The 23,765-nt window shown below is 68.5% G+C and carries 23 protein-coding genes; 12 read left to right on the top strand and 11 right to left on the bottom strand.

Annotated elements, in window-relative coordinates; genetic code table 11:
• The first annotated feature begins 65 nt into the window (after window positions 1–65).
• The 7 genes from ACOZ4N_RS04225 to panB all read left to right on the top strand — a co-directional run bounded on the left by ACOZ4N_RS04225 (window position 66) and on the right by panB (window position 7,388).
• Complete coding sequence (locus tag ACOZ4N_RS04225) at window positions 66–494, top strand: ArsR/SmtB family transcription factor (RefSeq protein WP_424018695.1); 429 nt, start codon at window positions 66–68, stop codon at window positions 492–494.
• 72 nt (window positions 495–566) lie between these two features.
• Complete coding sequence (locus ACOZ4N_RS04220; protein ID WP_424018694.1) at window positions 567–2,186, top strand: PAS domain S-box protein; 1,620 nt, start codon at window positions 567–569, stop codon at window positions 2,184–2,186.
• Window positions 2,180–3,844 carry an ATP-binding protein gene (locus ACOZ4N_RS04215; protein ID WP_424018693.1) on the top strand — a complete coding sequence of 555 codons (1,665 nt, stop codon included), beginning with the start codon at window positions 2,180–2,182 and terminating at the stop codon, window positions 3,842–3,844. The genes ACOZ4N_RS04220 and ACOZ4N_RS04215 overlap by 7 nt, the downstream gene beginning before the upstream one ends.
• A 56-nt stretch (window positions 3,845–3,900) precedes the next feature.
• Complete coding sequence (locus ACOZ4N_RS04210; RefSeq protein WP_424018692.1) at window positions 3,901–5,280, top strand: hypothetical protein; 1,380 nt, start codon at window positions 3,901–3,903, stop codon at window positions 5,278–5,280.
• Between the two features lie 75 nt (window positions 5,281–5,355).
• On the top strand, window positions 5,356–5,811 hold the full coding sequence (locus tag ACOZ4N_RS04205) for an RDD family protein (RefSeq protein WP_424018691.1): 456 nt from the start codon (window positions 5,356–5,358) through the stop codon (window positions 5,809–5,811).
• 98 nt (window positions 5,812–5,909) lie between these two features.
• Window positions 5,910–6,491, top strand: coding sequence for a hypothetical protein (locus ACOZ4N_RS04200; RefSeq protein WP_424018690.1), 582 nt, complete (start codon window positions 5,910–5,912; stop codon window positions 6,489–6,491).
• A 66-nt stretch (window positions 6,492–6,557) separates the two neighbouring features.
• Window positions 6,558–7,388, top strand: a complete 831-nt coding sequence (gene panB, locus ACOZ4N_RS04195) for a 3-methyl-2-oxobutanoate hydroxymethyltransferase (RefSeq protein WP_424018689.1) — start codon at window positions 6,558–6,560, stop codon at window positions 7,386–7,388.
• Window positions 7,389–7,408: 20 nt separating this feature from the next.
• On the opposite strand, the gene ACOZ4N_RS04190 is transcribed toward panB, so the two are convergent.
• The 3 genes from ACOZ4N_RS04190 to ACOZ4N_RS04180 all read right to left on the bottom strand — a co-directional run bounded on the left by ACOZ4N_RS04190 (window position 7,409) and on the right by ACOZ4N_RS04180 (window position 10,144).
• A complete protein-coding gene (locus tag ACOZ4N_RS04190) occupies window positions 7,409–8,104 on the bottom strand; it encodes a cupin domain-containing protein (RefSeq protein ID WP_424018688.1) in 696 nt (231 codons plus the stop codon).
• 61 nt (window positions 8,105–8,165) lie between these two features.
• Window positions 8,166–9,422 carry an ABC transporter permease gene (locus ACOZ4N_RS04185; RefSeq protein WP_424018687.1) on the bottom strand — a complete coding sequence of 419 codons (1,257 nt, stop codon included), beginning with the start codon at window positions 9,420–9,422 and terminating at the stop codon, window positions 8,166–8,168.
• Window positions 9,422–10,144 (bottom strand): ABC transporter ATP-binding protein, encoded by a 723-nt coding sequence (locus ACOZ4N_RS04180; RefSeq protein ID WP_424018686.1) that lies wholly within the window; start codon window positions 10,142–10,144, stop codon window positions 9,422–9,424. The genes ACOZ4N_RS04185 and ACOZ4N_RS04180 overlap by 1 nt, the downstream gene beginning before the upstream one ends.
• An 82-nt stretch (window positions 10,145–10,226) precedes the next feature.
• Between ACOZ4N_RS04180 and ACOZ4N_RS04175 the strand changes: the two genes are divergently transcribed.
• Window positions 10,227–11,387 carry a DUF4367 domain-containing protein gene (locus ACOZ4N_RS04175; RefSeq protein WP_424018685.1) on the top strand — a complete coding sequence of 387 codons (1,161 nt, stop codon included), beginning with the start codon at window positions 10,227–10,229 and terminating at the stop codon, window positions 11,385–11,387.
• Between the two features lie 11 nt (window positions 11,388–11,398).
• Here ACOZ4N_RS04175 and ACOZ4N_RS04170 read toward each other — a convergent pair whose 3' ends face one another.
• The 6 genes from ACOZ4N_RS04170 to ACOZ4N_RS04145 form a co-directional block, all read right to left on the bottom strand.
• Window positions 11,399–12,169: a hypothetical protein gene (locus ACOZ4N_RS04170; protein ID WP_424018684.1), complete on the bottom strand. Its 771-nt coding sequence runs from the start codon at window positions 12,167–12,169 to the stop codon at window positions 11,399–11,401.
• 55 nt (window positions 12,170–12,224) lie between these two features.
• Window positions 12,225–13,853, bottom strand: coding sequence for a hypothetical protein (locus tag ACOZ4N_RS04165; protein ID WP_424018683.1), 1,629 nt, complete (start codon window positions 13,851–13,853; stop codon window positions 12,225–12,227).
• Window position 13,854: 1 nt separating this feature from the next.
• Window positions 13,855–14,616 (bottom strand): ABC transporter ATP-binding protein, encoded by a 762-nt coding sequence (locus ACOZ4N_RS04160; RefSeq protein ID WP_424018682.1) that lies wholly within the window; start codon window positions 14,614–14,616, stop codon window positions 13,855–13,857.
• An 80-nt stretch (window positions 14,617–14,696) separates the two neighbouring features.
• Window positions 14,697–15,725: a hypothetical protein gene (locus ACOZ4N_RS04155; RefSeq protein WP_424018681.1), complete on the bottom strand. Its 1,029-nt coding sequence runs from the start codon at window positions 15,723–15,725 to the stop codon at window positions 14,697–14,699.
• Between the two features lies 1 nt (window position 15,726).
• Window positions 15,727–16,905, bottom strand: coding sequence for a DNA primase small subunit PriS (gene priS / locus ACOZ4N_RS04150; protein ID WP_424018680.1), 1,179 nt, complete (start codon window positions 16,903–16,905; stop codon window positions 15,727–15,729).
• A 69-nt stretch (window positions 16,906–16,974) separates the two neighbouring features.
• Entirely contained in the window at window positions 16,975–17,463 is a 489-nt protein-coding gene (locus ACOZ4N_RS04145) for a GNAT family N-acetyltransferase (protein ID WP_424018679.1), read from the bottom strand.
• Between the two features lie 107 nt (window positions 17,464–17,570).
• On the opposite strand from ACOZ4N_RS04145, the gene ACOZ4N_RS04140 reads away from it, so the two are divergent.
• Genes ACOZ4N_RS04140 through ACOZ4N_RS04125 form a run of 4 tightly spaced genes read left to right on the top strand, consistent with a single transcriptional unit; the run spans window position 17,571 to window position 21,361 of the window.
• Window positions 17,571–18,284: a DUF502 domain-containing protein gene (locus tag ACOZ4N_RS04140; RefSeq protein WP_424018678.1), complete on the top strand. Its 714-nt coding sequence runs from the start codon at window positions 17,571–17,573 to the stop codon at window positions 18,282–18,284.
• Complete coding sequence (locus tag ACOZ4N_RS04135) at window positions 18,284–18,694, top strand: archease (RefSeq protein ID WP_424018677.1); 411 nt, start codon at window positions 18,284–18,286, stop codon at window positions 18,692–18,694. Before ACOZ4N_RS04140 ends, ACOZ4N_RS04135 begins: the two co-directional genes overlap by 1 nt.
• A 42-nt stretch (window positions 18,695–18,736) precedes the next feature.
• Window positions 18,737–19,849, top strand: a complete 1,113-nt coding sequence (locus ACOZ4N_RS04130) for a DoxX family protein (RefSeq protein WP_424018676.1) — start codon at window positions 18,737–18,739, stop codon at window positions 19,847–19,849.
• A gap of 48 nt (window positions 19,850–19,897) precedes the next feature.
• Window positions 19,898–21,361: an RtcB family protein gene (locus tag ACOZ4N_RS04125; RefSeq protein ID WP_424018675.1), complete on the top strand. Its 1,464-nt coding sequence runs from the start codon at window positions 19,898–19,900 to the stop codon at window positions 21,359–21,361.
• Here the strand turns inward: ACOZ4N_RS04125 and ACOZ4N_RS04120 are convergent, their stop codons facing one another.
• A complete protein-coding gene (locus ACOZ4N_RS04120) occupies window positions 21,362–22,792 on the bottom strand; it encodes a PAS domain S-box protein (RefSeq protein ID WP_424018674.1) in 1,431 nt (476 codons plus the stop codon).
• A gap of 174 nt (window positions 22,793–22,966) precedes the next feature.
• The gene (locus tag ACOZ4N_RS04115; protein WP_424018673.1) at window positions 22,967–23,743 is read right to left on the bottom strand and encodes a PGF-CTERM sorting domain-containing protein; all 777 of its coding nucleotides are present in this window, start codon (window positions 23,741–23,743) and stop codon (window positions 22,967–22,969) included.
• Window positions 23,744–23,765: the final 22 nt, after the last annotated feature.

Raw genomic sequence — 23,765 nt, 5'->3', positions numbered from 1 at the left:
GCGAGCGGCCGTCTGTATAGCTAGCATCGATCCATAGCACGATGGCGTGTTTCGGTCGATATACGATGACCGGAGACACGCGGCGGTACGGAACGACCGGTGGCGTAAGAACCGACCCGGAGACCGAGGACGCGGACACCGCAGGAGCGGGGGGCATGACGCCCGACGAACTGCTCGAACTGCTCGGCGACGAGTACACTCGGGCGGTGCTGGGGGCGATTCTCGACCGCCCGCGCAGCGGTAGGGCGGTCGCCGACGAAGCCGGCGTCTCCCGGGCGACGGCATTCCGTCGTCTCAACGAGCTGGCCGAACTGGGTCTCGTGGAGACCGAGTACCGTCTCGATCCCGACGACGGCCACCACCACAAGCGCTATCGCGCGGTGATCGATACTTTTTCCGTCACGTTCGGGGAAGAAGGATTCGAACTGGCCGTCGACACCGACGGGACACACGCCCGGGGGCGAGTACCCGCTCGCGCGCCGGCGAACGATTGACGACTGGAGGAGCGACACGTTGCCAGGGACCCGGGACCGCGTTCGACGGACGCGACAGGGGCAGCGAGGACGATGAGCGTCGCTCCTGCCGGTCGCCTCGCGGTCGTGATCCTGGCGGTCGTGGTCGCCGGCGCGCTCGCGGCTTCGCTGTGGCCCCGACGCGACGAGGCGACCGCGCGCTCGCTTCTGGGCGTCGCGCTGGCCCTGCTCCTCGGCAGTCTCGTTCACCTCCTCGTGGCTGGTCCGAACGGGGCAGCAGTCGTCCGCGGCCTGACCGGTCGGGAGTCGGCCGACCTGCTCTGGGTCGTCCTCGGTGCCGCGACCAGCGTCGTCGCTGGGGGCCTCTGGTCGCTGTTCGCGTTCAGGTACACTGGCCGCGACTCCCGGTCGATCCGGGTCGTCGCGACGGGTGTGGGACTGCTCTCACTGGGGAGCGTCACCGTCGCGGTCCGGGCCGCGACCGCCGGGCCCTCGGTCGCGCTCGTCGACGCGCTCACCGTCGGGTATCTCCTCGTGGGGTTCCTGGCGACGGTCGGGGTCTTCCTGTTGCTGTGGGCGTCGGTCGGCGCGAACGCCTTCCCCGTTCGGGAACCGCTGTTGCTGTCCAGCGGGGTCGTCGTCCTCCTGTCGGGCGTCCACGTCGCGCAGGTGTTCGGCCGTCCCGAGTTGTACCCCGCCTCGGTCGCAGTCGCCGCCGGCTCCTTTCTCCTGCCGGTACGGCGCTATCCGATCTTCGAGACGCTCCCGGCCGCGCGCGTCGCCGGCCGCGACCGCGTCGTGGACGAGTTGGCCGACGGCGTGGTCGTCGCGGACCGGACGGGGGCGGTCCAGGACCTGAACCCGTCCGCGGAACGCCTGTTCGGCGTCTCCGTCGAGGCGGCCACCGGCCGCTCGGTATCCACAGTCCTGAACCAGCGGCTCGATCCGGACGAGGTCGTTGCCTCACAGGAGCCGATCCGGGTCGATACCGGCGGCATCACCGTCGAGGTGACCGGGTCGCCGGTAACCGACCGACGTGACCGATCGTTCGGGACGGTCCTGCTCTGTACCGACGTCACTGACCGCCGGACCAGAGAGGAGAAGTTGACCTTGCTCTCCCGGTTCGTCGCGGACGTCGTGGACGACCGGATGGCCGACGTGGCCGCGGACGCCGCAGCGGTCACCGACGGAACCGAGACGGCCGACGAGACCGCAGTGGCCGACAGCGTCTGGACACGAACGACCGACCTCACGACCTTAGTCGCACACGCCCGGGAGATCGAACAGGCCATCGCCGACGGAAAGGGGACTGCCACCGGGACGGACCTCCGCCCCCGAATACACGAGGCCGTCGACGACGCGGCCGGTGACGGCGTCGACCTCGTGGTCGACCCTCCGGAGACACCGCTGTCGGCCGATCTCTCCGCCACCCTCTTCGAGGCCGTCGTGAAACTCGTCGTCGAGGACGCCACCGAGCGAGCCCCGGACCGCGTGACGGTCGACGCCACTGCGGCTCCGCCGACGGTCCGGGTCAGCGCCGAGCCGACGGCGTCGGCGGATCGGTCGACGGCCGGCCAGACCGACGACGTGACGATTCCCGTCGTCCGTCTCGCGGTCGAACAGATCGGTGGCACGGTATCGGTGACGCGGGCCGGAGACCGACGGCAAGTGAGGGTCGAGTTCCCGCCGTCGGAGGGGGGTGACCGATGGTAGCCGTCGGCTGGACGCTGGGCGCTGTCGCAGTCGCGAGTGGCTGCGTCGCGACGGTCGTCGAGACGAGCAGATACCGTGATCGGCCCGGAGCCGTCCCGTTCGCGCTGCTGGTCGCGCTACTGAGTGGGCTGGCAGTCGCAGTGTCGCTGTGGCAGACCGGGCTCGTGCCGGTCGGGTCGACGGTAGCCATCGAGGCACTCCTGCTCGGTGGCTACGCGTTCACGTCCGTACTCTGGATCGGGGTCGTCTTCGAGTACACCGGTCGGGGGCCAGCCTTGACCGCTCGACGCTGGGCAGGACTGCTCGCGCTCGGCTGTCTCGCCATCGGTAGCACGGCCGTCACGTGGCTCCACGAGATCGGGCGTGTTCCACTGGGAACGGTCGGGCGCGTCTCGTACTTGACCACGTTCTTCCTGCAGATCGCGGTGTTCTCGCTCGGTCTGCTCGGAGTCGTCCTGGTCGCCCGGTCGGCGACGGCGTACGACGACCTGTCGCTCCCGCGTGCGAGCGCCCTCACCGTCGCGGGCCTGGGTATCACGTTCCTGCCGCTGACGGTAGGCTTCGGTCGGTTGTTCACACCGGGGGCGACGCTGCGGACGGCGTTCCTGCAACTCTGTCTCGTGATCGGTCTCTTTGCCGCGATGGAACTCACGGCGGGCCTGTTCGAAACGGGGCCGACCGCAGGCCACCTCGCCCGAGAGACGGTGCTGGATACGGTGGGCTCGCCCGTGGCCGTGGTCGACCGCGCGAACCGGCTGCTCGACCTGAACGACGCCGCCGCCGAGGTGTTCGAGATCGACCGGACGCGACTACGGAACCGGTCGCTGGAGGCGGTCGCGGGCATCGACGAGGGGACCAACCTGTCGGCCCCGCTCACGATCCGAACTGCGGACGGCCGCCGGGAGTTCGTCGTGGACCGTAGCGCCATCGAGGACGGAACCGGGACCGTCCTCGGGTACGCCTACCGGTTCCGGGACGTGACCGACCGAAAGACACGCGAACAGCGGCTCCAGGTACTCAACCGGATCACGCGTCACAACCTCCGGAACGACCTCGACGCGATCCGCGGATTCGCCGAGACGATCCGAGACGAGGACCTCGGCGACGCCGAGACGGAGCGGTACTTCGACCGGATCGAAACGCTCGCGCAGGGCCTCGTCGACCTCTCGTCGGCCATCGAGCGCTCCGAACGGCTGATGACCGGTCCGACCCCGCGACGGGAGCGGTGCGACCTGTCGGCTGTGGCCGAGACGGTCGCAGACCGAACCGACGGCGAGCGGGTCGTCGTCGACCGTCCCGACGACCCCGTCGAGATACGCTCGGATCCGGGGGTCGTCCGGCTCGTCCTGAAAGAACTGGTCGAGAACTCGATGGAACACATCGACGGAGACGAGCCGGTGGTCGTCGCCGTCCGGCAAAGCGAGAACGGCGGGACGCTCGACGTGCGTGATTCCGGGCCCGGAATCCCGGATCACGAGCGCGCCGTCTTGCTCGAAGGCGAGGAAACCGAAGGTATGCACGGCACGGGCGTCGGCCTCTGGCTCGTCTCCTGGGGGGTGACCCGCCTCGGCGGCCGACTGTCCTTCGGAGACCGTGCGTCCGACGATAGCACTGTCGCCGTCCATCTTCCCGATCTCGGAGTCGAACAGGAAGAATGACACGTTTTAACAATCGCCAGACCGAATACGATACAGTTGCGCGCCCTCCCGACAACATGACTCACTCATCCGACGCCCCGTCAGTCGCATCGTCGTGTGATCGCCGGCGGTTCCTCGGCCTCGGTGCCGCGGCCGCGACGGCTGCCCTCGGCGGCTGTTTCGGCCTCGGCGGCGGTGACTATCCGAACTACACCGACTGGATCCCGCCGAGCGAGGGCGGACTCCTGGTCGGATATGTCGACTTTCGCGTCACGCGGGACTCCCCGCGGGCCGAGCGACTGCTCCCCCTCCTCCTCCCGTCGCGAGACGGCGGCGAAGCCGCCGAGTTCGTTCCGAACCTCTCGGGGCTGGACGAGATCGATGATCCCCTGCTCGGCTGGCCCCTCCAGGTCGGGGGCCGACTGATCGCCGGAGCCGCCATCGGGATCGCCGCCGGCGGCCTCGGCTACCTCGTCGATCCGGAGGAGCCGGCGGGGATCGTCGACGAACTGTTCGTGGCCGACGGGGTCGCAGTGGGCGTCGGCGAGATCGACGAGGACGAGGCCGACGAGAGCCTCCGAGAGGGGAACGACGACCTCATCGGCCGGATCGCGTTCGAGTCCAGCGGCGACTACCGTGGGTTCACGATCTACAGGCCCACGACCTCCGATTTCGACGGCGTCACGGGCCTCAGTGGGTCGGCGGTGGTGGTCGCGGACACGCGCGATGAACTTGAAGCGGCCGTCGACGCCCACCGCGGCGACGGCCGCCTCGCCGTCGACGAGGACGGGACCTTCGAGTGGCTGGTCGAGGAAGGTGGACGGGGCGACCTCGTGGCCGGCTGGGCCGGGTCGGCAGACCCGAGCGAATACATGTTCGGCGACACGGACGGTTTGATCGCGAACGACCTGCTGACCGACCGCGATCACGTGCTCGGGGCCGTGGACTTCGCGCCGGCCGAGAACGAAATCACCGCCGAACTGGCCGTGCAGGACGGTGGACTCGACGGATCGGGTAGAGAGCGTCTGAAGTCCGAACTGGGTACGTCGAGCGGCGACACATCGTTCACGGGGGGTGAGAGACGGCTCTCGGCGAACGGGACGTACACCCAGGACGTGTTCGACGTCGAATTCAGCCAGCCTGCGAAAACGTCCACGACTACGGGGAACGAAGTGCCGTCGGGCGATCCACCACCCGCAGTCGCAGAGGCCGTGCCCGAAGATGCGATCGAATTCAGCTACGAGGGCGGTCGCAAGGTCAAGGTCGGACTCACCGCCGACATGGCGGTGGACAAGGTGACGATGCGGGCGCTCGAGTCGGGGTGGGAAGGCTCGACGACGACACCCCAGGAAGGACTCTACTTCTACGTCTACATCGACCCCGAGGGGGACGAAGTCGCCGTCACCGCCACCGTCGACGGCACCACGGGGACGATAGCCCGGAAGCAGTTCCCCTGACCGACGGGGTCCCGGTGTTTCTCGCTCTGAAACGCTACCTTCGCGTTATTGGGCTCCCCGCTCGACAGGTCTGGTATGGAAGCACTCGACTCGGAGCCGTGCGGCGTCGGCATCCGCGGCGTCGCGATGGCTATCGACTCGGTCGTCTGGCTCGCCCTGTTCATGATCGCCGTCTCGGCTGTGGGTGCGGTCACCGGCCAGACGGTAACCACTGCAAGCGGCGTCGAGACGGACCTCAGCGGAACGCCCGCTGCCATCGGGCTGGGACTCTGGCTCGCGCTGGCCATCGGATACCACACACTCGCCGAGTGGCGGTACGGGAAGACTCTCGGCAAGTATCTCGTGAGTATCAGGGTCGTCGCCGCAGACGGTACCACGCCGTCGTTCGGTGGCGTCCTCGGTCGCAACGTCCTCCGACTCGTCGACTGGCTCCCACTGTTTTACCTCGTCGGGATCGTCGCGATGGCCCTCTCGGACGGTCAGCGACGACTCGGTGACCGGGTAGGCGACACCGCAGTCGTCCGGACCTGAGTGACGCTGAACCGTGCCGGCAGGCAGATGGGCCGGAAAACTCAAACACCTGCTTGACCCATCGCTGGTCGTTTCATCCGTGGTCGTATAGTGCGGATATGGACAGACGCTCCTTCCTCGGCCTCACGGCCAGTGCTGGCGTGGTCGCGACAGCGGGCTGTAGCGCACCGGGGAAAGCACAGACGCTCTCCGATCCAACGGTCGACGGGGAATCGAGCCAGCGGAAGCATCTCAGTTTCACCGCCGACGGCGAGGAGATCGCGACGTTCGGCGTGGACGGGCGTGTCTCGGCCGGAACCGTCGAACTCCCCATCGAGATCTGGCACCGGGACGGGACCACCGTCGAGTCGATCAGGCTCAGAGTCTGGATGCCGCCGCGGGACGCGCCCGCGACCGTGGCCGTCGAATCGCCGGTGCAGGGGGACAGTTCGCCGCCGCCCGAACTCACGCTCTCGACGCCGGATCGGAAACAGGGCCAGGTGATCGAGGTGGCGGATCTCGACGATCTGGCCGACGAGACGATCAGCACGCTGAACCTGCTCGTTCGGCCACATTCCGAGGCAGCAGGGACGCTCTCGATCGCCCCGACCATCGAACTCGGCGGCGGGGGCGTCCTGGCGAGCGACTACACGCTCGACGGCCGACTCGACCTCGAATTTCCGGAGTTCGGGAGCCAGTGAGCGTCCGCCGGCCCGGGAAGTGTCAGCCACCCAACTTTGAAATAGGTGACCGGTGAGGCCAGCAACGTGTCACGAACGTCGATTCCGGACTTGCACGAGACGTACCGCGACGGCGAGCCGCTGACGATGTTGACGGCCTACGATGCGCCGATCGCCAGACAGGTCGACCGTGGTGGCGTGGACATGATCCTCGTGGGAGACACCGCGGGCGACAACCATCTGGGGTACGACGACACCGTCCCGGTGACCATGGCGGAGGCGCTGTCGAACACCGCCGCAGTGGACCGAGCGGTCGAAGACGCCATGGTGATCGGCGACATGCCCTTCGGCAGTTACGGCCAGTCGATGGAGACCTCCGTCGACAACGCCGTGCGGTTCCTGAAGGAGGCCGGAGCCGACGCGGTGAAACTGGAGACGGCACCGCACGGCGACACGACCATCGAGATCATCGACCGGCTGACGGAACTCGGAATTCCGGTGCAGGGCCACATCGGGCTCACGCCACAGCGGATGAACCAGATCGGTGGAGCCTATATCCAGGGCCGGGACACGTCGAGTTCGGCGGCGACCGACGCACTCGTCGAGACGGCCGAGCGCCTGGTCGACGCCGGCGTCTTCGCCGTGGTGCTGGAGACGGTCACCGAGGGAACGGGGAAGGCCGTCACCGAGGCCATCGACGTGCCGACCATCGGTATCGGTGCCGGCCGGCACGTCGACGGCCAGGTCCTCGTGATCACGGACCTCCTCGGCCTGGGCGGTGAGTCCTTCTCGCTCTCGAAACGGTACGCGGACGTGGGATCGACGATCCGAACCGCCGTCGAGTCCTACGTCGAGGAGGTCGCGGACGGCGAGTTCCCCGCCGAGGAGAACGTCTACGATCCGCTCGATGAGAGCTGATCACGCCACGAGGGGATCACTCAGAGTGTGGGCTGTTCGACGTGGCGTTCCCAGAACGACTCGGACTGGTACTTCGGATAGGTCGCCCGGTAGCCCAGCGCGTTCGCGACGGGGCCGAGGACCGTCGCCACGGGGATCGTGACCGCCGGCGGTGGCGAGGTGAACACCGTGTCGTCGCTCGTCGCGGCGGTCATGGCCAGCCCCTGCAGGAGGCCGGGCTGTGCGTCCTCGTCTAACTTGCCTTCGTGGGCAAGCCCGTAGAGCGTCGTGATCACGTCCTGCGTCTGGCCGGCGGGGCGGGTCGTCGTGACGGTCACGCCGATCCCGTCACCGACGTTCCGGAAGGTGTGTGGCACCTCCTCGGGGACGGTGAGTTCGTCGCCCGCGGTCGCGTGGCGAACGTCGCCGTCGACCTCGAAGCGGAACTCGCCGCGGAGCACCTCGAACGATTCCTCGTAGCCGACGTGGTAGTGTTCCGGCGGGCCGTCGTTGCCGGCGGCGAAGATCCCGATGCCGGTCGCGGACTCGCCGTCGGTCGCAGCGGCGGGGACCAGTTCCGTCACCCACTCGCCGGTGATCGGATTCGAGATAAGCGGGCCGGTGCGGTCGGCGAGGCGGTCGGCGATGGGACCGTCGGGGTCGATGTCGATCCCGGTATCGGGGATCGGGTCACCGCTCTCGTCGATGGTTCGACCGACCGTGACTGTAGAGGGCATGGGCTCCATCTCACCCGTCGCCGGGGAAAGCGTGTCGGTACTCGAACCCGGGCCCGACCGGTCACTCGTAGCGGAGTGCGTCGATGGGGTCGACACGGGCCGCGCTCCAGGCCGGGTAGAGGCCGGAGACGACGCCGACCACGAGTCCGATCCCGATTGCCGCCCCGACCCAGATCAACGGAAGGGTCAGGGGGAGTTCCGCGTACGTGACGGCGATCCAGCCGCCCGCGACACCGATGGGGACGCCCAGCAGTGCGCCGCCCACGCCCAGAAGCAGGGCCTCGACGAGGAACAGCTGGAGTACGTCGCGGTTGGTCGCCCCGACGGCTTTCATGATCCCGATCTCCTTGGTCCGCTCACGCACCGAGACGAGCATGATGTTGGCGATGCCGATGGCACCGACGAGCAGGGAGATGACCGCGATGCCGGTGACGAACTGCGTGAGCCGGTCGACGACGTTCTCGATGCGCTCGACGATGTCCTCGTTGGTCCGGGCGCTGACCTCGTAGCTCCCGGGAGCCAGCTGGCTGGCGTCGGACTCGGTGTCGAGGTAGTTCTGGACGCGGGTCTGCACGGCCGCGGTGTCGCCGGGGTTCGCGGCGATGACGGTCACCTGCGGGTAGACGTTCTGGCGGGTGCCGGTGGTCGGACTCGTGACGACGGTGTCGTAGGCACAGGTGGGCAGGTAGAATCGGGGCTGAGAGCCGAAGCCGGCCAGCGGGTTCAGCCCGGCGTCGTCCCCGAGGACGCCCACGACCGTGACGTTCCGCGTCAGGTTCCCGCGCTGGGTGACCGTCACCCGATCACCGACCGAGAGATTGCCGGGAAAGAGCGCGGCGGCCGACGGTGTCACGACCATCTCGGCGGGACAGGTCTCGCCCGAGGCGGCGTCGGCGAACGCCTCGCCCTCGCGGAACGTGACGCTCTCGAACAGCGCGGGCGTGGTCGCGGTCACCTGGTCCCTCGCGACGGTCTCACCCCCGTGTGAGAGTGCGGAGGTGGCGATGGTACCGCGGGGGACGACTCGGTCCACCCCCTCGATCTCGCCGATTTGACCCACGTCGTACTCGGTGAACACGGGCTGGGAGAGGGCGGCCGGGGGGCCGCCGTCGTCGCTGGGCGTGGCGACGAGGAACACGCGATTTGCCGGCGAGTCGTCGAACTGGCCGACGACCTCCGCCTTGACGCTGGCTCCGAGCGTGACGAAGGTGATGACGGCCGCGATACCGATGACGATACCCAGTGCGGTCAGGGCCGCCCGGAGTTTGTGGCCCCGGATCGACCGCACCGCCAGCCGCAGGCTCTCGGCGGCGTCCATCAGGCCGCCCCCGCCGGGTCCACGGCGTCGATCCCCTCGACCTCGCCGTCGCGGAGCCGCACGATACGCTCTGCCCGGTCGGCGATGGCTCGTTGGTGAGTGACCAGCAGAATGGTGTTCCCGGCCGCGTGGAGGTCGTCGAGCAGGGCCATGATCCGCTCGCCGGTCTCCGTGTCCACGTTCCCGGTCGGTTCGTCCGCGAGGACGATGGCCGGGTCGGTCACCAGCGCGCGAGCGATGGCGACGCGCTGGCGCTGGCCCCCGCTCAGTTCCGACGGCCGGTGGTCCGTGCGGTCACCCAGGCCCACCCGGTCGAGGAGGTCGCGGGCTCGCTCCATGCGGTCGGCGCGGGCGACGCCCTGGAAGACCAGCGGGAGCGCGACGTTCTCCTCGGCGGTCAGCCGCGGCATGAGGTTGAACGTCTGGAAGACGAAGCCGACCGCCTGGCCGCGGACGCGGGCGCGCTGGCGGGCCGAGAGCGCCGTCACGTCCTCGCCGGCGACGCTGACGGTCCCGGCAGTCGGTGTGTCGAGACACCCGACCAGATTGAGGAGGGTACTCTTGCCCGACCCGCTGGGGCCCATGACGGCGGTGTAGGAGCCGCGGGCGAGGGTCAGCGACACGTCGTCGAGGGCGTAGACCGGTTCGCCGCGGGTGTACGTGCGGGACACGGCGTCGAGTTCGACGGCCGGCGGCTCGGCGCTGGCCACGTCGCCTGTCATCGGCCGAACCAGGGGCTCCAGACAATTGAACGCTACGCGCACCGGCCGAAGCGTTAAGCGGGTCTCTCCCCTAGGCGACTTCGTGACACCTCCCGCCAGTGACACGGACCGAGGGGTACTGTCCCTCCGGATGGCCGCCATCGTCGCGGTCCTGCTGGGGGCCGGCGTCGTCGTGGGGATGGCCGTCCAGCCCGACGGGACGACCGCGCCCAGCGGCGAGGCCGCCCTCGACCGCACCGCGGAACGGTACGCCGACGCCGACAGCTTCGTCGGCACCGTCGCCGTCGACGTGACCTTCGAGAACGAGACCGACCGGATCGAACGGTCGGCCCGCGCGCAGGTCCAGTACCTCGCGCCGGACGGCTATCGGGTGGACGTTCTCGCCCCCGACCGCGTGGCGAACACGACCGTCGCCACGAACGGCTCGGTGGTGTGGCTCGACGGCCCGACCGGCCCGCCCGTGGTCCGCTCGCCCAACGCCAGCCAGTCCGAGTGGCTCGAACGGGTGAACGTCACCGAAGCCGTCGAGAAACTCGACGCGAACACCTCGGTGACCAACCGCGGCACGGCGACCGTCGACGGGGAGGAGACCTACGTCCTCGACGTGGAATATACCGGCTCGACGGCGTTGCCCGACGACGAGCGCTACGCCAACCTCAGTGAGAAACTCGACGAGATCGAGGACACCAACCTGACGGTCTGGGTCGACACCGACGACTACCGGCTCCGGAAGGTCGAAGCCGTCGTGACCGGCCCCGACGGGACGGTGACGACGACGATGCGCTTCGAGTCGTTCCGGTTCGACGTGGCGATCCACGAGAGTTCGTTCCAGCCGCCGACCGACCGCCGGGTCGTCTCGGGCGCGTTCGACCGGACGAGCTACGACACCCTCGCCGACGCGGACGCGGCCGTGGACTTCCCCGTCACCGAGCCCGCAGTGCCGGATGGCTTCGAGCTGCAGAGCGCCGTCGTCGGCACGCAGGGCGACCGCGCGACCGTGACCGGCGTCTACGGCAACGGCACGGCCGAGTTCCTGGTCGTCCAGTCCGAGCAGAACCCGCTCTCGCGGTTCGACACGGACGGCGAGTCCCTGACGGTCGGCAACGAGACCGTCACGGTCGTCTCGCGGGGCGACACGACGGTGCTGTTCTGGGAGGCCGACGGCCGGACCTACGGCGTCGCCGGCTCGCTCGGACAGGACCGACTCGCCGAGATCGCCGAGCCGCTGGTCGCGGGGGACTAGTTTTCACCCTCTCACTCGTCGATTTCCGAGACGTGCCGTAGCTGGAACCGCCCTCGGAGCCCGACGAGCAGTCCGAGACCGACGACCGGCGCGACAAAGCGCAGGACAATTCCGAAGAAGCCAGCGAGAACGGATCGGTCGCTCACGCCCGCCTCGTACACTCGGTAGTAGCCGCCGTCGATCCGGACGGGAGTTTCGGGGACTTCGACCGGACCGGTGTGGTTCGCCGAGCCGGTCCGAGCGGCCCGGCGGACCGTCGGCGGCACGTCCTCCGCTTCGACCGAGACATCACCCAGTGTCTCGTGTGGATCGACCGGTTTCAGCGCGAGGTAGATCCTGGCCAGTCCACCAGTCGTGTCGTTGCCCGCGGCGTTCGGATCGCCCGTGGTGTACGTCGCCTCGTAGATCTGTCCCTCGACTCTGACGTACCGGTAGTGGTCGTCGCCGGGAACCGACGTGTAGTTCGTCGAGTCCGGACGCGACTGCCACTCGGTCGGGATCGAGTGGTTCGCGGCGAGATGCGACTCGAACGCACAGACGCGGGTGTCGAAGTCACCGGAACAGCCGATTTCGTCGCTGATCGCAACGTCCAGAGGCGGATCCTCCAGTTCGGGTGCGTACTCGACGGTACCCCCGTCGACAGTCACTTCGATGCGCTCGTACTCGTGGATCTGCTCGTCGAAGTCGAGCGGGAGGCTCCAGAGCGGGGCCGTCAGCAGCGCGAGCGCGAACAGGCAAGTGAGCGTGTCCCGCTGAGCGGCCGTGGGACGGAGGGCGGACATCCGTACTCGTCGGATCTACCGGATCGGGCAAAGTACTTCTGCTTCGCTGACACGATCACTCGTAGGTGTACCCGTCCAGTCGGGCGACGGCGTAACGGTAACAGCCCGCCGCGGCGAGCGCGAGCAGGGTGGCCCACGCGAGGAAGCCAACAGCCTGGACCAGTCGGGCCGACCCGCCGGCGACCGGCGGTGCGTCGATCACGACGGGCACGAAGACGGCGGCGATGCCGGCGGCGGCGACGACGGTCGTGAGGAAGGAGTGCCCGAGCAAGGCGGCCGTCGTCGGCGTCGGGGCTTCGACGCCCCCGAACGCGCGGACGGCCTCGAACCGCGGCGCGAACGCGCCCAGTCCCAGCGCCAGCAGACTGCTGAAGCCGGCGAGGACGACCGTGTACGCGAGGACGTACGCGAGGTTCACCGGGCCGAGAACGCTGTACCAGCCGGCGAGTGCGACCCCCAGCAGGGTGACGGGGAGCCACAGCAGGGCACCGGCGAGGATGCGCGCGCGGACCAGCGTCCGGCCGGGCGAAGGTGTCGTGAGGACGGCCGGAAGCATCGACCCCTCGGCACCCAGCGGGTTCAGGCCGAAGGTCCCGCCGGCCAGGAAGGCACCGAGAACGGCGACGAACACGGGCAGGATCGGCGACCGCGGGTTGGAGACGGCCAGTTGCGCGATTGGGAACGCCATGAACAGGAAGTAGGTCAGGTGGACGAACTGTGCGGGCGCACGGACGCCACGAACCCACTGCCACCAGACGAGGCGGGTGACCCGTCGGCCGGCGAGGGCGGCGGGCATGGACGCGCGGGAGAGTCGCGCCCGGACGCTGGTCCCGTCGGTCGTGACCGGATCGGCGTACCAGACGGCCGGCGCGAGCTGCCAGGTGGCAGCCAACAGCAGCGGGATCGCCCCCAGGACGATCCCGACGGCGACCAGCGACGGGGTGCCGACGGTGACGGCCACCGGCGACGCGACGAGCAACAGGTCGGCGTACGGGCCGACCGGGACGGCACCCAGCGGCGCGAGCGCCTCCAGCAGTTCGACGGGATTCGACGGTGCGAACACGTTCACGCCGACGATGATCCCACCGGCGACGAGGAGGCTCGCCCACGCGCCCGACGGATTGGACCAGCCGAGGCGTCGATACCCGAGTCGCACGAGATAGCCGAGCGTGAACCCGCCGGTCAGCCCGAGCGCGAGCAACGGGAGGACACCGACGGCGGCGACCGGGATCATGAGAGGCGTTCCGGCACCCAGCGCGAAGGCCGCCACGGCGGCGACGATGGGACTCCCGAACACGGCGACGACGCGAACGTACTCCGCCAGGACGAGGCCGGTGACGACCGCCCGGGGTCGCACGAGCGTCAACAGCAGGTCGGCGTGGTCGGCGTCGCCGGCCCGTTCAAGCGCGCGGAGGCCGAACACGACCGCGAGCGACCCGATCCAGGCGACGACCTGGGGGCGGAGCAGTTCGACGACCGGCAGGTCCGCCCCGCTCCGGTACCGGAGCCCGAGCGCGTACCCGCCCGACAGCAGGGAGAACAATACTGGCGAGAACAACACGAGCAGGAGCGCGATGCCCATGAGTTGCCGGCGGCTGGCGAGGACGGCCCGGACGCTCCGGCGCACCTCGACCGTCGCGATCCGGACGCCGTGTCGCAGGTCGGTCGCCAGCTGGCCCGCCATCTCAGTCCTCCAGCACGGCCTCGCCCGGGTGGCCCAGTTCGGCCGTCAGGTCGAGGAACGCGTCCTCCAGTCCCCGCTCGGTTCCCGTCTCGGCGCGGTGTTCCAGTTCCGCCGGCGATCCCTCGGCGACGAGTCGCCCCTCGTTGAGGACGCCCACCCTGTCGGCCAGTTCCTCGACGACCGGGAGGACGTGCGTCGAGAGAAAGACCGTCCGCCCCTGCTCGGCCAGTTCCGCGAGGAGATCCCTGACCGTGCGGGCCGCCCGCGGATCGAGCCCGCTGGTCGGTTCGTCCAGAAAGAGCACGTCGGGGTCGCCCAGCACCGTCCCGGCGAGCGCCGTCTTCTGGCGCATCCCCTTCGAGTACGTCCGGATCGGGTCGTCGGCGTCGCCGAGCAGTCCGAACCGCTCCAGCAGCGGATCGATCCGGTCGCGTTCGGCGGTCCCGAGGTCGCGCAGATCGGCGAGATACGAGAGCTGTTCCCGGGCGGTCAACTCGTCGTAGACCGGCGGTTGCTCGGGCAGGTAGCCCACGTGGTCGACGACGGCGTCCCGGTCGGCGACGTGATCGCCGTCGATCCAGGCGTCGCCGCTCGTTGGTTCGGTCAGCGTCGTCAGAATCCGCATGGTGGTGGTCTTCCCCGCGCCGTTCGGGCCGAGAAAGCCGTAGACGGTGCCCTTCGGGATCGAGAGGTCCAGCCCCGACAGGGCCGTCACGTCACCGTAGGTCTTCGTCAACGCCTCCGTCTCGATGGCGGCGGGCATTGCACGTCACTGACAGCCTCCAGCAGTATCAATCGCCCGGAGACCACGCCACGCCGATACGGCCCGGCGGTCGGCCCCGCTCAGCGGTCCAGCGGTTCCGCGGCGTCGCGCTCCACGAGGGGTTCGGCGTTGGCGGCCGGGAGCGTCACCACGTCCTCGCTGGCCAGGTCGTAGGCGCGTTCGTCGACCCCGAGAATCTCGCCCACGTCGCGTGTGATCCGGACGGTCCGGCGGTCCACGCCCGAATCTTCGACGCCCGAATCCTCGACGCTCGATGCCGCTGTGGCCCCGCCGTCCGAGCGTGGGTCGGGCGTCGGTTCGGCGGCTTCGCTCCGCGTCGGGTCGGCCGCGCCGTCCGCATCGGGCTGTCCCGCTCCGGTCGACGGCTCCGGTGTGTCCGTTCCGGCCGGCTCGGTCTCGACTCGATCCGGACCCCCCGTGTCGTCCGCCGCTGGCGGTTCCTGTGGCGGTACCGGCCGATCCGAGTCCGTCGAGTCCGCCGACGCGTCGGGGTCCGGCGCGCCGGCCGTCGGGGCGTCCTCGCCGCTCCCCATCAGATCCGCGGCGTCGACGCCCGTCGACTGCCCCGTCTCTCCGGAGGGGTCTGCCGGGTCCGGGGTACCCGTCGGAGACGGATCGGGTGCGGGTGACCCGCCGTCGTCGGGCGTCGCGTCGGGTGTCCCGTTCGGCGTCGCGTCCGGCGTGCCGACGGCCCCGGGATCTTCGCCGTCGAGGATGGCGAACACGCGGTCGCGGTTGTTCTCGATGGACGCGACCATGCTCTCGAACAGTTCGCGTTCCTCGGCGGTCAGGCCCTCGTCTTCGGTGGGCATGTCCGCCGCGGCGAAGGAGGCCATCTTGACGAGTTTGCCCACGCGGCGCTCGTAGATGGCTTCCACCGTTTGCTCGGCCGTGTTTATGTTGTTCGTGATCCGGTTGACCTCCGGATCGTCGAAGGGGTCGTCGGCCCGCTCGGCGGCCGCGTCGCGCTCCTCGCGCAGGTCCTGAATCAACTCGCCCGCGTCCGCGTAGAAGGAGTCGCGCAGCTGCTGGAGGCTGTCGCTCTGGCGCTCGCGGTCCCTGACCGACTGGAGTTCGTCGAGGTTCATGTCATTCCGGCCCCTTCTCGGCGCGCCCCCGGGCCATGAGGAACACGCCGACGTGCTCTGGTACGGATTGCTCTCCCTCCGAGAGTGTAAAACTATCGCCGAGAAGCTCGACCAGCCCGCCCTCCGTCACTTCGACCGTGATGTCGTGGCCCACGAAGGTGTCGGGCACCGCGTCGACCAGCGGGTCGAACTCCGCGACCGCGTCGCGGTCGATCCGTTTGACTTCCAGTCCGCTCCCGCCGTGGAGCGTCCCCGGCAGGCGGATCAGCCGGTTCGTGTCCGTCGTCACCGGCTCGTCGATGGGCGCGTCGTCTTCTTCGACCACCGACGCGGCGATCCGCTCGGCGAAGCTCTTGACGACGGGATGGGCCGAGAGGTTGCCCCGCTCGATCTCGACGAACCGATCCTGCGCGATATTCCAGGCCGCGCGAGCCTTCTTCTCGCCCACCCCGTCGTACTCCTGGAGGCGCTCGACGGCCGTGTCTTCGTCCATCTCGCGGATCTCCTCGAACTCGGCGAGCAGGCGCTCGTGAATCCGGCGACCCCAGCCGCCGTCGGTCGGCAGGTACTCGTTGTGGGCCGGGCTCTTGCGGCCCACCTCGCCGCCGACCGCCTCCTCGTCGATCAGAGCGTCGAACTCCATGCCGATCCCGCGAACGTAGTCGACGACCTCCCGCCGGGCTTCCCGTTCGAGTTCCTGGATGCCCGGATCGCGGACGTGGACGTGGTAGCCCCGCCCGCCGGAGAAGGCGATGGTCGTGTCCTCGAAGCCGAAGTCGTCCTCCAGGAAGTCCAGCAGCCGAAGGAGGGCGTCCTTACACTTCGCCAGCATCTCGGCATAGGAGTCCTCGCCGAGCGTCACCGACGGGAGGTGGTCGGCGTCCAGGTCGAAGACGAGATCGGAGGAGCGCCAGTTCTTCTCGCTCATCGACCCCGCGCTGGGATCGTCGTAGCGGCCCGCAGAGAAGTAGACGTGACGCGGGCGCTCGCGTTCGAGGAACCCCTCGATGTCGCCCAGGTCCAGCAGCGACTTGTGCCGGACCATCGTCGTCCCCGGCCCCGAGGTCCAGGGGATGTAGCCCCACTCGCGCTCGTTGGCGTCGGGCGGCGGCGTGATCTCGGCCCGGCGGTAGTAGTCGCCGAACCGGCCCCGGAGATACGCCTGCGTTCGCTCCTCCATGCTATCACTTCCGTTGCGGGGAGCAGTGCAAAAGGGTTTGCAAACCCAACGCCTCCTGCCCGGGACCCATCAGGAAAGCAGTTTCTGCAGGCGCTCGGTGATCCCGCCGCCGGTGCCGAGTTTGAGGTAGTAGGCGTCGCCGCCGTCCTCGTAGTAGTTGTCGATGCGGCGCTTGACCTCGAAACCCAGGTGTCGGTAGAATCCGATGGCGGATTCGTTGGTGGTCCGGGCGTGACAGGTGACCGAGGAGTGGTCGTCGGCGACGCGGGCGATCAGGCGTTCGCCGAACCCTTCACCCCGGTAGCCGTCGGCGACGGCCAGAAACAGGATGTACCCGTCGCGGCGGACGGCGGCGAAGCCGACCAGCCGTTCGGTGTCGACGGGACCGCTCTCCAGAAAGAGATAGACCGTCGACCGCCGGTAGGCGTCCCTGAAGAACCCCCGACGCTGGCGGAGGACGCCCTCCTCCTGGCGGATGGACTCTTTCAGCGCCCAGGCGTCGTCTACGTAGGCGTCGTCTCCGGCGTCCACGACCCGGCTCTCGACTGTGGCGCTCACTACCCCCGTGTAGCGTGTAGACCACTATAATTCCACCGGCAAGGACGTGCGACGGGGGCCGACCGCAGGCCACAACCGTTTTTCGGCACAGCGTCGTCCTGGCTTGTATGCGGCTGTCTCCAGAGGTCGACGGGATCGAGCGGGTGTCGCCGCGCCAGCGTCTCAGGAGCGCCTTCCTCACGGGGTTCGCCGTGACGATTCCGCTGATCGTGACGCTGCTGGTACTCGGGTTCGCGGTCAACTTCCTCAGCAACACCGTCAACCCGTTCGTCGGCGTCGTCGACGCGGCGTTCGGAACCGACCAACTCCCCGAGTTCGTCGTCGAGGGGTTCCTGCTGGCGGTCGCGCTGGTTTCGATCCTCGTCGTCGGACTCGTGGCCGAACTGAGTCCCGCCAACGGCTCCATCGACCGGACAGTTACCCAGGTCGTCTCCCGCATCCCCGGCGTCGGCTCACTGTACCGCAGCGTCGACGAGATGAGCGAACTGCTCCTGAACAGCGACACCGAGAGCTTCCAGGAGGTGAAACTCGTGGAGTTTCCCGACCGGGACTCCTACGCGGTCGCGTTCGTCACCGCGGACACACCCGAGGTCATCGAAACGGCGACCGAGAGCGATTCGATGACGACGCTGTATCTCCCGATGGCTCCGAACCCCGTGATGGGCGGACACGTCATCCACGTCCCGGACGAGCGGGTCTTCGACGTGGACATGAGCGTCGAAGAAGGCCTGCAGTCCATCGTGACCAGCGGGGTCGCCGTCGAAGGATCCGAGGACACGGCACCGCCTGGGACCGCTGGCGCTCCGACGGGGGGCGAGTGATGGGGTTCGACCTCCGAGAACACACCGCCGACGTTGCCGTCGAAGCGACCGGCGAAACACTCGACGCCGTCTTCGGGTTCGTCGCCGACGGTCTCACGGCCGCGATGTGTGACGAGATTCCCGACGACGGCGAGCGGTTCGACCTCACCGTCCGCGCCGAGAATCGGGAGGCACTCCTGTTCGACTATCTGGACGAGTTGATCTACGAGCGCGACGTACGCGGCGTCCTCCCGGTCGATCACGAGGCGTCCGTGAGAGACGACGGCGATGAGTGGACCTGCGAGGCGTCGGCCCGCGGCGTCCCGCTGTCGGCGGTCGACGCCCGCGACGTGAAGGCCGTCACCTACTCCGAGATGACCCTCGAAGAATCGGCCGACGGCTGGCGCGCATACGTGGTCTTCGACGTCTAACCCGATGGCGAGGTTTACCACGGCCGGTCCCCTAGTACGGGTGTGACCTCCGGAACACGCTCGTCGCTCCTGTCCGGTGCGCTCACGGTCTGTGGCGCGCTCTGTGTGGCAATCGTCGCCAGCGGGACCGCGCGAGCACACGTCAAGTACGTCGCCGAGGGTGACGGGACCCCGACCGACCCCGTCGAGTTCGCGGTACAGGTCCTCTCGGAACCGGTCAACGCCGTCCTGTTCGGCGGGACGGCGCTGGTCGGCGCGGTGGGCTTGCTGGGCTACGTCTGGGTGCGGCCGACGATCCCCGATCTGGACGTACTCCGTGAGACCCTCGCCGAGTACGGCGACCTGGTCCCGTGGATGCTCCGGCTCAGCATGGGTCTGCCGATGGTCGGTGCCGGCTTCGCGGGCTACTACTTCAGCCCGGCCGTCGACGGCCAGCCCCGCCTCCTCCTGCTCGGACTGGGCTTTCTGTTGCTGTTCGGACTGGCGACGCGGGCGGTGGCGGCCGTCGCACTCGTGGCGTACCTCGTCGGCCTGGCGCGCTGGCCCGAACTCCTGCTGGCCATGGAGTACGTCCCCGGACTGCTGGCCATCGTCCTCCTCGGCGGCGGGCGACCCAGCGCCGACCACATGCTCGGGGCCGTCGCGAGCGCGCCGGGGACCTACTACGGCCGCGTCGATCCCGTCCACCGGATCGCCGAGCGGTTCCGGACCCTGATCGACCCGTACACGCGCTACGCGCCGACCGTCATCCGGATCGGCCTCGGCGTCGTGTTCGTCTACCTCGGGCTGGTCGAGAAACTCCTCCAGCCGGGCCGGACCCTCGGCGTCGTGGCGAAGTACGACCTGACGGCCGTGATCCCGGTCGATCCCGGCGCGTGGGTTCTCGGGGCTGGCCTCGCGGAGATCGCGCTCGGCGTCCTCCTGATCGCCGGACTCCTGACCCGCGGCGTCGCCGCGGCCGCGTTCGTCGTCTTCACGCTCACCCTCTTTGGCATCCCGGACGATCCCATCCTCGCCCACGTCACGATGTTCGGGCTGGCTTCCGCGGTGTTCACGATGGGCAGCGGCCCGCTCGCGCTCGACCGCGTCCTGGCCGACGCCGATTCGGAAGCCGGCCGCCCCTCGCTGGGCGAGCGTGAGGTCGCGGACGACTGACGCCGGACAGTCGAAATATATTCCGCCGTCGGCGTCGCATCGTCTCGTATGACCACCTTCGACGCCGACGGCATCACGCTCGAAAAGGTACGGGACTACGTCTGGGAGATCCCACAGGAGGGCGGCATGAACGCCCCCGCTCGCGTGCTGGCCAGCGAGGCCCTGCTGGAGGAGATCCAGCAGGACAAGACCCTCCAGCAACTCAAGAACTCGGCGCACCTCCCCGGCGTCCGCAAACACGCCATCTGCATGCCCGACGGCCACCAGGGGTACGGCTTCCCCGTGGGCGGCGTCGCCGGCATCGACGCCGAGGACGGCTGTATCTCGCCCGGCGCGATCGGCTACGACATCAATTGCGGGGTCCGGATGATGCGGACGAATCTGACCTACGACGACCTCCAGGGCCGCGAGGAAGAACTCGTCGAGAACCTGTTCAGTAACGTTCCGTCGGGGCTGGGCGGGGGCGGCGTCGTGCAGGTCGACGGCGACGGGATCGAGGCCATCCTCGAACGCGGGATGGACTGGGCGCTGGAGGAGGGCTGGGCCGTCGAGGACGACCTGGCCCACTGCGAGGACGAGGGCTACAGGCCGGAGGCCAACGCCGAGAAAGTCTCGAAGAAGGCCAAGGACCGCGGGGCCAACCAGGTCGGAAGCCTCGGGAGCGGCAACCACTTCCTCGAGGTCCAGCGAGTGACCGACGTGTTCCGCGAGGACGTGGGCGCGGCGTTCGGCCTCGAAGAAGACCAGATCGTCGTCCTCATCCACTGTGGCTCGCGCGGCCTGGGTCACCAGGTCTGTACGGACTACCTGCGCGACATCGAGCAGGCGCACCAGGGAATGCTGAACCAGTTGCCCGACAAGGAACTCGCGGCCGCGCCGGCTGGCTCCCAACTCGCGGAGGACTACTACGAGGCGATGTGTGCGGCGATCAACTTCGCGTGGGTCAACCGCCAGCTGATCATGCACCGCACGCGACAGGTGTTCGAGCGCGTGTTCGACCGTGACTGGCAGGAGATGGAGATGGACCTGCTGTACGACGTGGCCCACAACATCGGGAAGAAGGAGGTCCACACCGTGGAGGGCGGCGAGGAACGCGAACTGTTCGTCCACCGGAAGGGTGCGACGCGGGCGTTCCCCGCGGGCCGACCCGAGGTCCCGGCGGCTTACCAGGACGTTGGCCAGCCCATCATCATCCCCGGGAGCATGGGCGCGGGCAGTTACGTCCTCCGGGGCGGCGAGCAGTCGCTGGCGGAGACGTTCGGGTCGACGGCCCACGGCGCGGGCCGGCTGATGAGCCGGACGCAGGCGAAAAACGAGTTCTGGGGCGAGGACGTGCGCGACGACCTCCGCGAGCAGAACGAGATCTACGTCAAGGCCCAGTCGGGCGCGACCATCGCCGAGGAGGCACCGGGCGTCTACAAGGACGTGGACGAGGTCGTCCGGGTCTCGGACGCCCTGGGAATCGGCGACAAGGTGGCCCGAACCTACCCGGTTTGTAACATCAAGGGGTAGTCACCGACAGCGGCGGACTTCGGAGGATCGGACGAGTTCGACGCCGGTCACCTCGAACCGGGTGCCACCGGACGCTGCAGCGTCCGTGACGCGGACCGACCAGCCGTGGGCCTCGGCGATGCTCTCGACGATGGCCAGACCGAGGCCGGTTCCCTCGGTGGCGGTCGTGTAGCCGATCTCGAACACGCGTTCCTGGTCCCCGGGCGGGATGCCGGGGCCGTCGTCTTCGACGTAGAACCCGTCGGGTAGTGAGCCGACGCGGACCGTCACGCTCGGGTCGCCGTGTTCCACCGAATTGCGAACGAGGTTCTCGAACAGCCGTCGGAGCCGACTGGGATCGGCGACGACGGTCGCGTCCGTCTCGACGGCCAGTGAGAATCGCTCGGCGTCGACGGACTCGCGACAGCGGGCCAGCAGGGGCGCGAGCGCCACCGGTTCGGTCTCCTCGACGAACTGCCCGTCACGGGCGAGTCCGAGCAGGTCGTCGATCATCGCCTCCATCCGGTCGAGGGTGTCCTGTGCCACCTCGAAGTGATCCTCGTCGCCGGTCTCGGCGGCCAGTTCGAGGCGACCGGAGAGGACGTTCAGCGGGTTGCGCAGGTCGTGGGAGACGACGCTGGCGAACTGTTCGAGGCGTTCGTTCTGCTGTTTGAGTTTGCGCTCGCGTTCTTTCCGGCCGGTCACGTCCCGGACGTTGACGACGAATCCCTCGATCCGCGGGTTGTGGAACTGGTTGTTTCCGACGGCTTCGAGCCAGCGCCAGCCACCGTCCGCGTGTCTGAACTTGAACACCGCGGTACGGGTCTGCTCGGGGTTCGTGACCGCCTCGACGAACTCGCTCCAGACGGCGTCGGCGTGGTCGTCGTCCATCAGGTCGAAGGCGTTCCGTCCCTCCAGATCGTCGGGGTCGTAGCCCATGTGTCGCTTCCAGGCCCGACTGACGTACTGGAACTCGCCGGTCGCGTCGACGACGGCGATCAGGTCGGTCGACTGCTCCAGGAAGGCCCGGTACCGCTCGCGCTCGCGTTCCAGGAGCTCCCGGGTCCGGTAGGAGTCGACGGCCGTCTCGATGCGGTTGGCGAGGATCTTGAACTGTTCTCGGGACCCCGATTTCGGCAGGTAGTCCGTCACACCCCGTGAGAGCGCTCTGCTGGCCAGTGACTCAGAGCCCGACCCGGTCAGGAGGATGAAGGGCAACTGCTCGTCCCGGTCGCGGACGGTCTCCAGGAAGTCCAGGCCGTCCATGTCGGGCATCTCGTAGTCGCTGACGATACAGTCGAACGACTCGTCGTCGAACCTGTCGAGTGCGTCGCTCGCGCGCGTCGCCGTCACGACGGTAAACTGGTCACCCTCCCGCTGGAGAGCGTCCGAGAGCGTCTCACAGAAGTCCGGATCGTCGTCGACGGCGAGGACACGGAGGGACATTGCCATCGAATCGGGTTTGTGTGTGTACCGATTATTAATCCATGGTAACAATTCACTTCCGACCTAGCCGTAAATTATCGATTGTGAAAACAGAGTTGGGTGAGCGGCAAGAAAGGCGCTATCAGGGCGTCGTTCGAGATATCGATCCGGAAGCGGAATTATACGGTTCGAATGTGAGTGCTACGTCCGATGGCGTGCGGTGAGCAGTGCAACGGCGAGGACGGCGATCAGTCCGGCGACGGGTCCGAACCCGGGACCGCTGGCGCTCGAATCGCCGTCGTCGCCGTCGTCGCCGTCGTCTGCTTCGTCGCTCGTGCCCTCGTCATCGTCCTCGGTGGCGTCGGACGCACCGGTCTGGGCGCCGAGCCGGGACTCCACCGACAGGACGTTTGGCGCGTCCTCGTGCAGTCGCCAGACGGCGACGTTACCGTCGGTTTCGTAGGCGTTGGTGGACGTGATCTCGCCGGGCATCTCGATCCGATAGACGGTCTCCGCGATGGTGTCGCTCGTCGCCGGGTCCGTCACGTCCCCGATGCGCAGGGCCACCCGACCGTCTTCGACGGACAGTTCCGTGCGCTCGCTCCGGTCCACGTCGACGTTCGTGAACTCCATGTAGAGCTGATAGCGCCCGTCGACGGGGCGGACCTCGGTGTCCCCGAACCCGCCGTAGGTCGGGTTCTCGCTGGCCAGGGAGGACGCGACCAGTGCCGCAGCCGACTCGAACCCCGCCTGTCGGGCCTGTTCGCGTAACTCTTGGTAGCTCCGCTCGTCGATCTCGATCGTCGTGGTGACCGCGGTTAGCTCGCCGTCGGCGGTCACCGTCCCGGTGGTCTCAGCCGACCAGCCACGCTCCTGTGCGGCCACTGGCGACGGGACGACCGTCAGGCACACCAGGAGGAGCATCGCGACCGCGAGCGGACGTTTCGACGAACCGTCGCTGAGCCGACTGACGCGCATAGGATCACGTTCGGTCGACAAC

Source organism: Halorientalis pallida (genome assembly GCF_049605515.1).
Classification (GTDB): Archaea; Halobacteriota; Halobacteria; order Halobacteriales; family Haloarculaceae; genus Halorientalis; species Halorientalis pallida_A.
The sequence above is the reverse complement of the archived record's forward strand: the minus strand, read 5'-3'. Positions and strand labels throughout refer to the sequence as shown.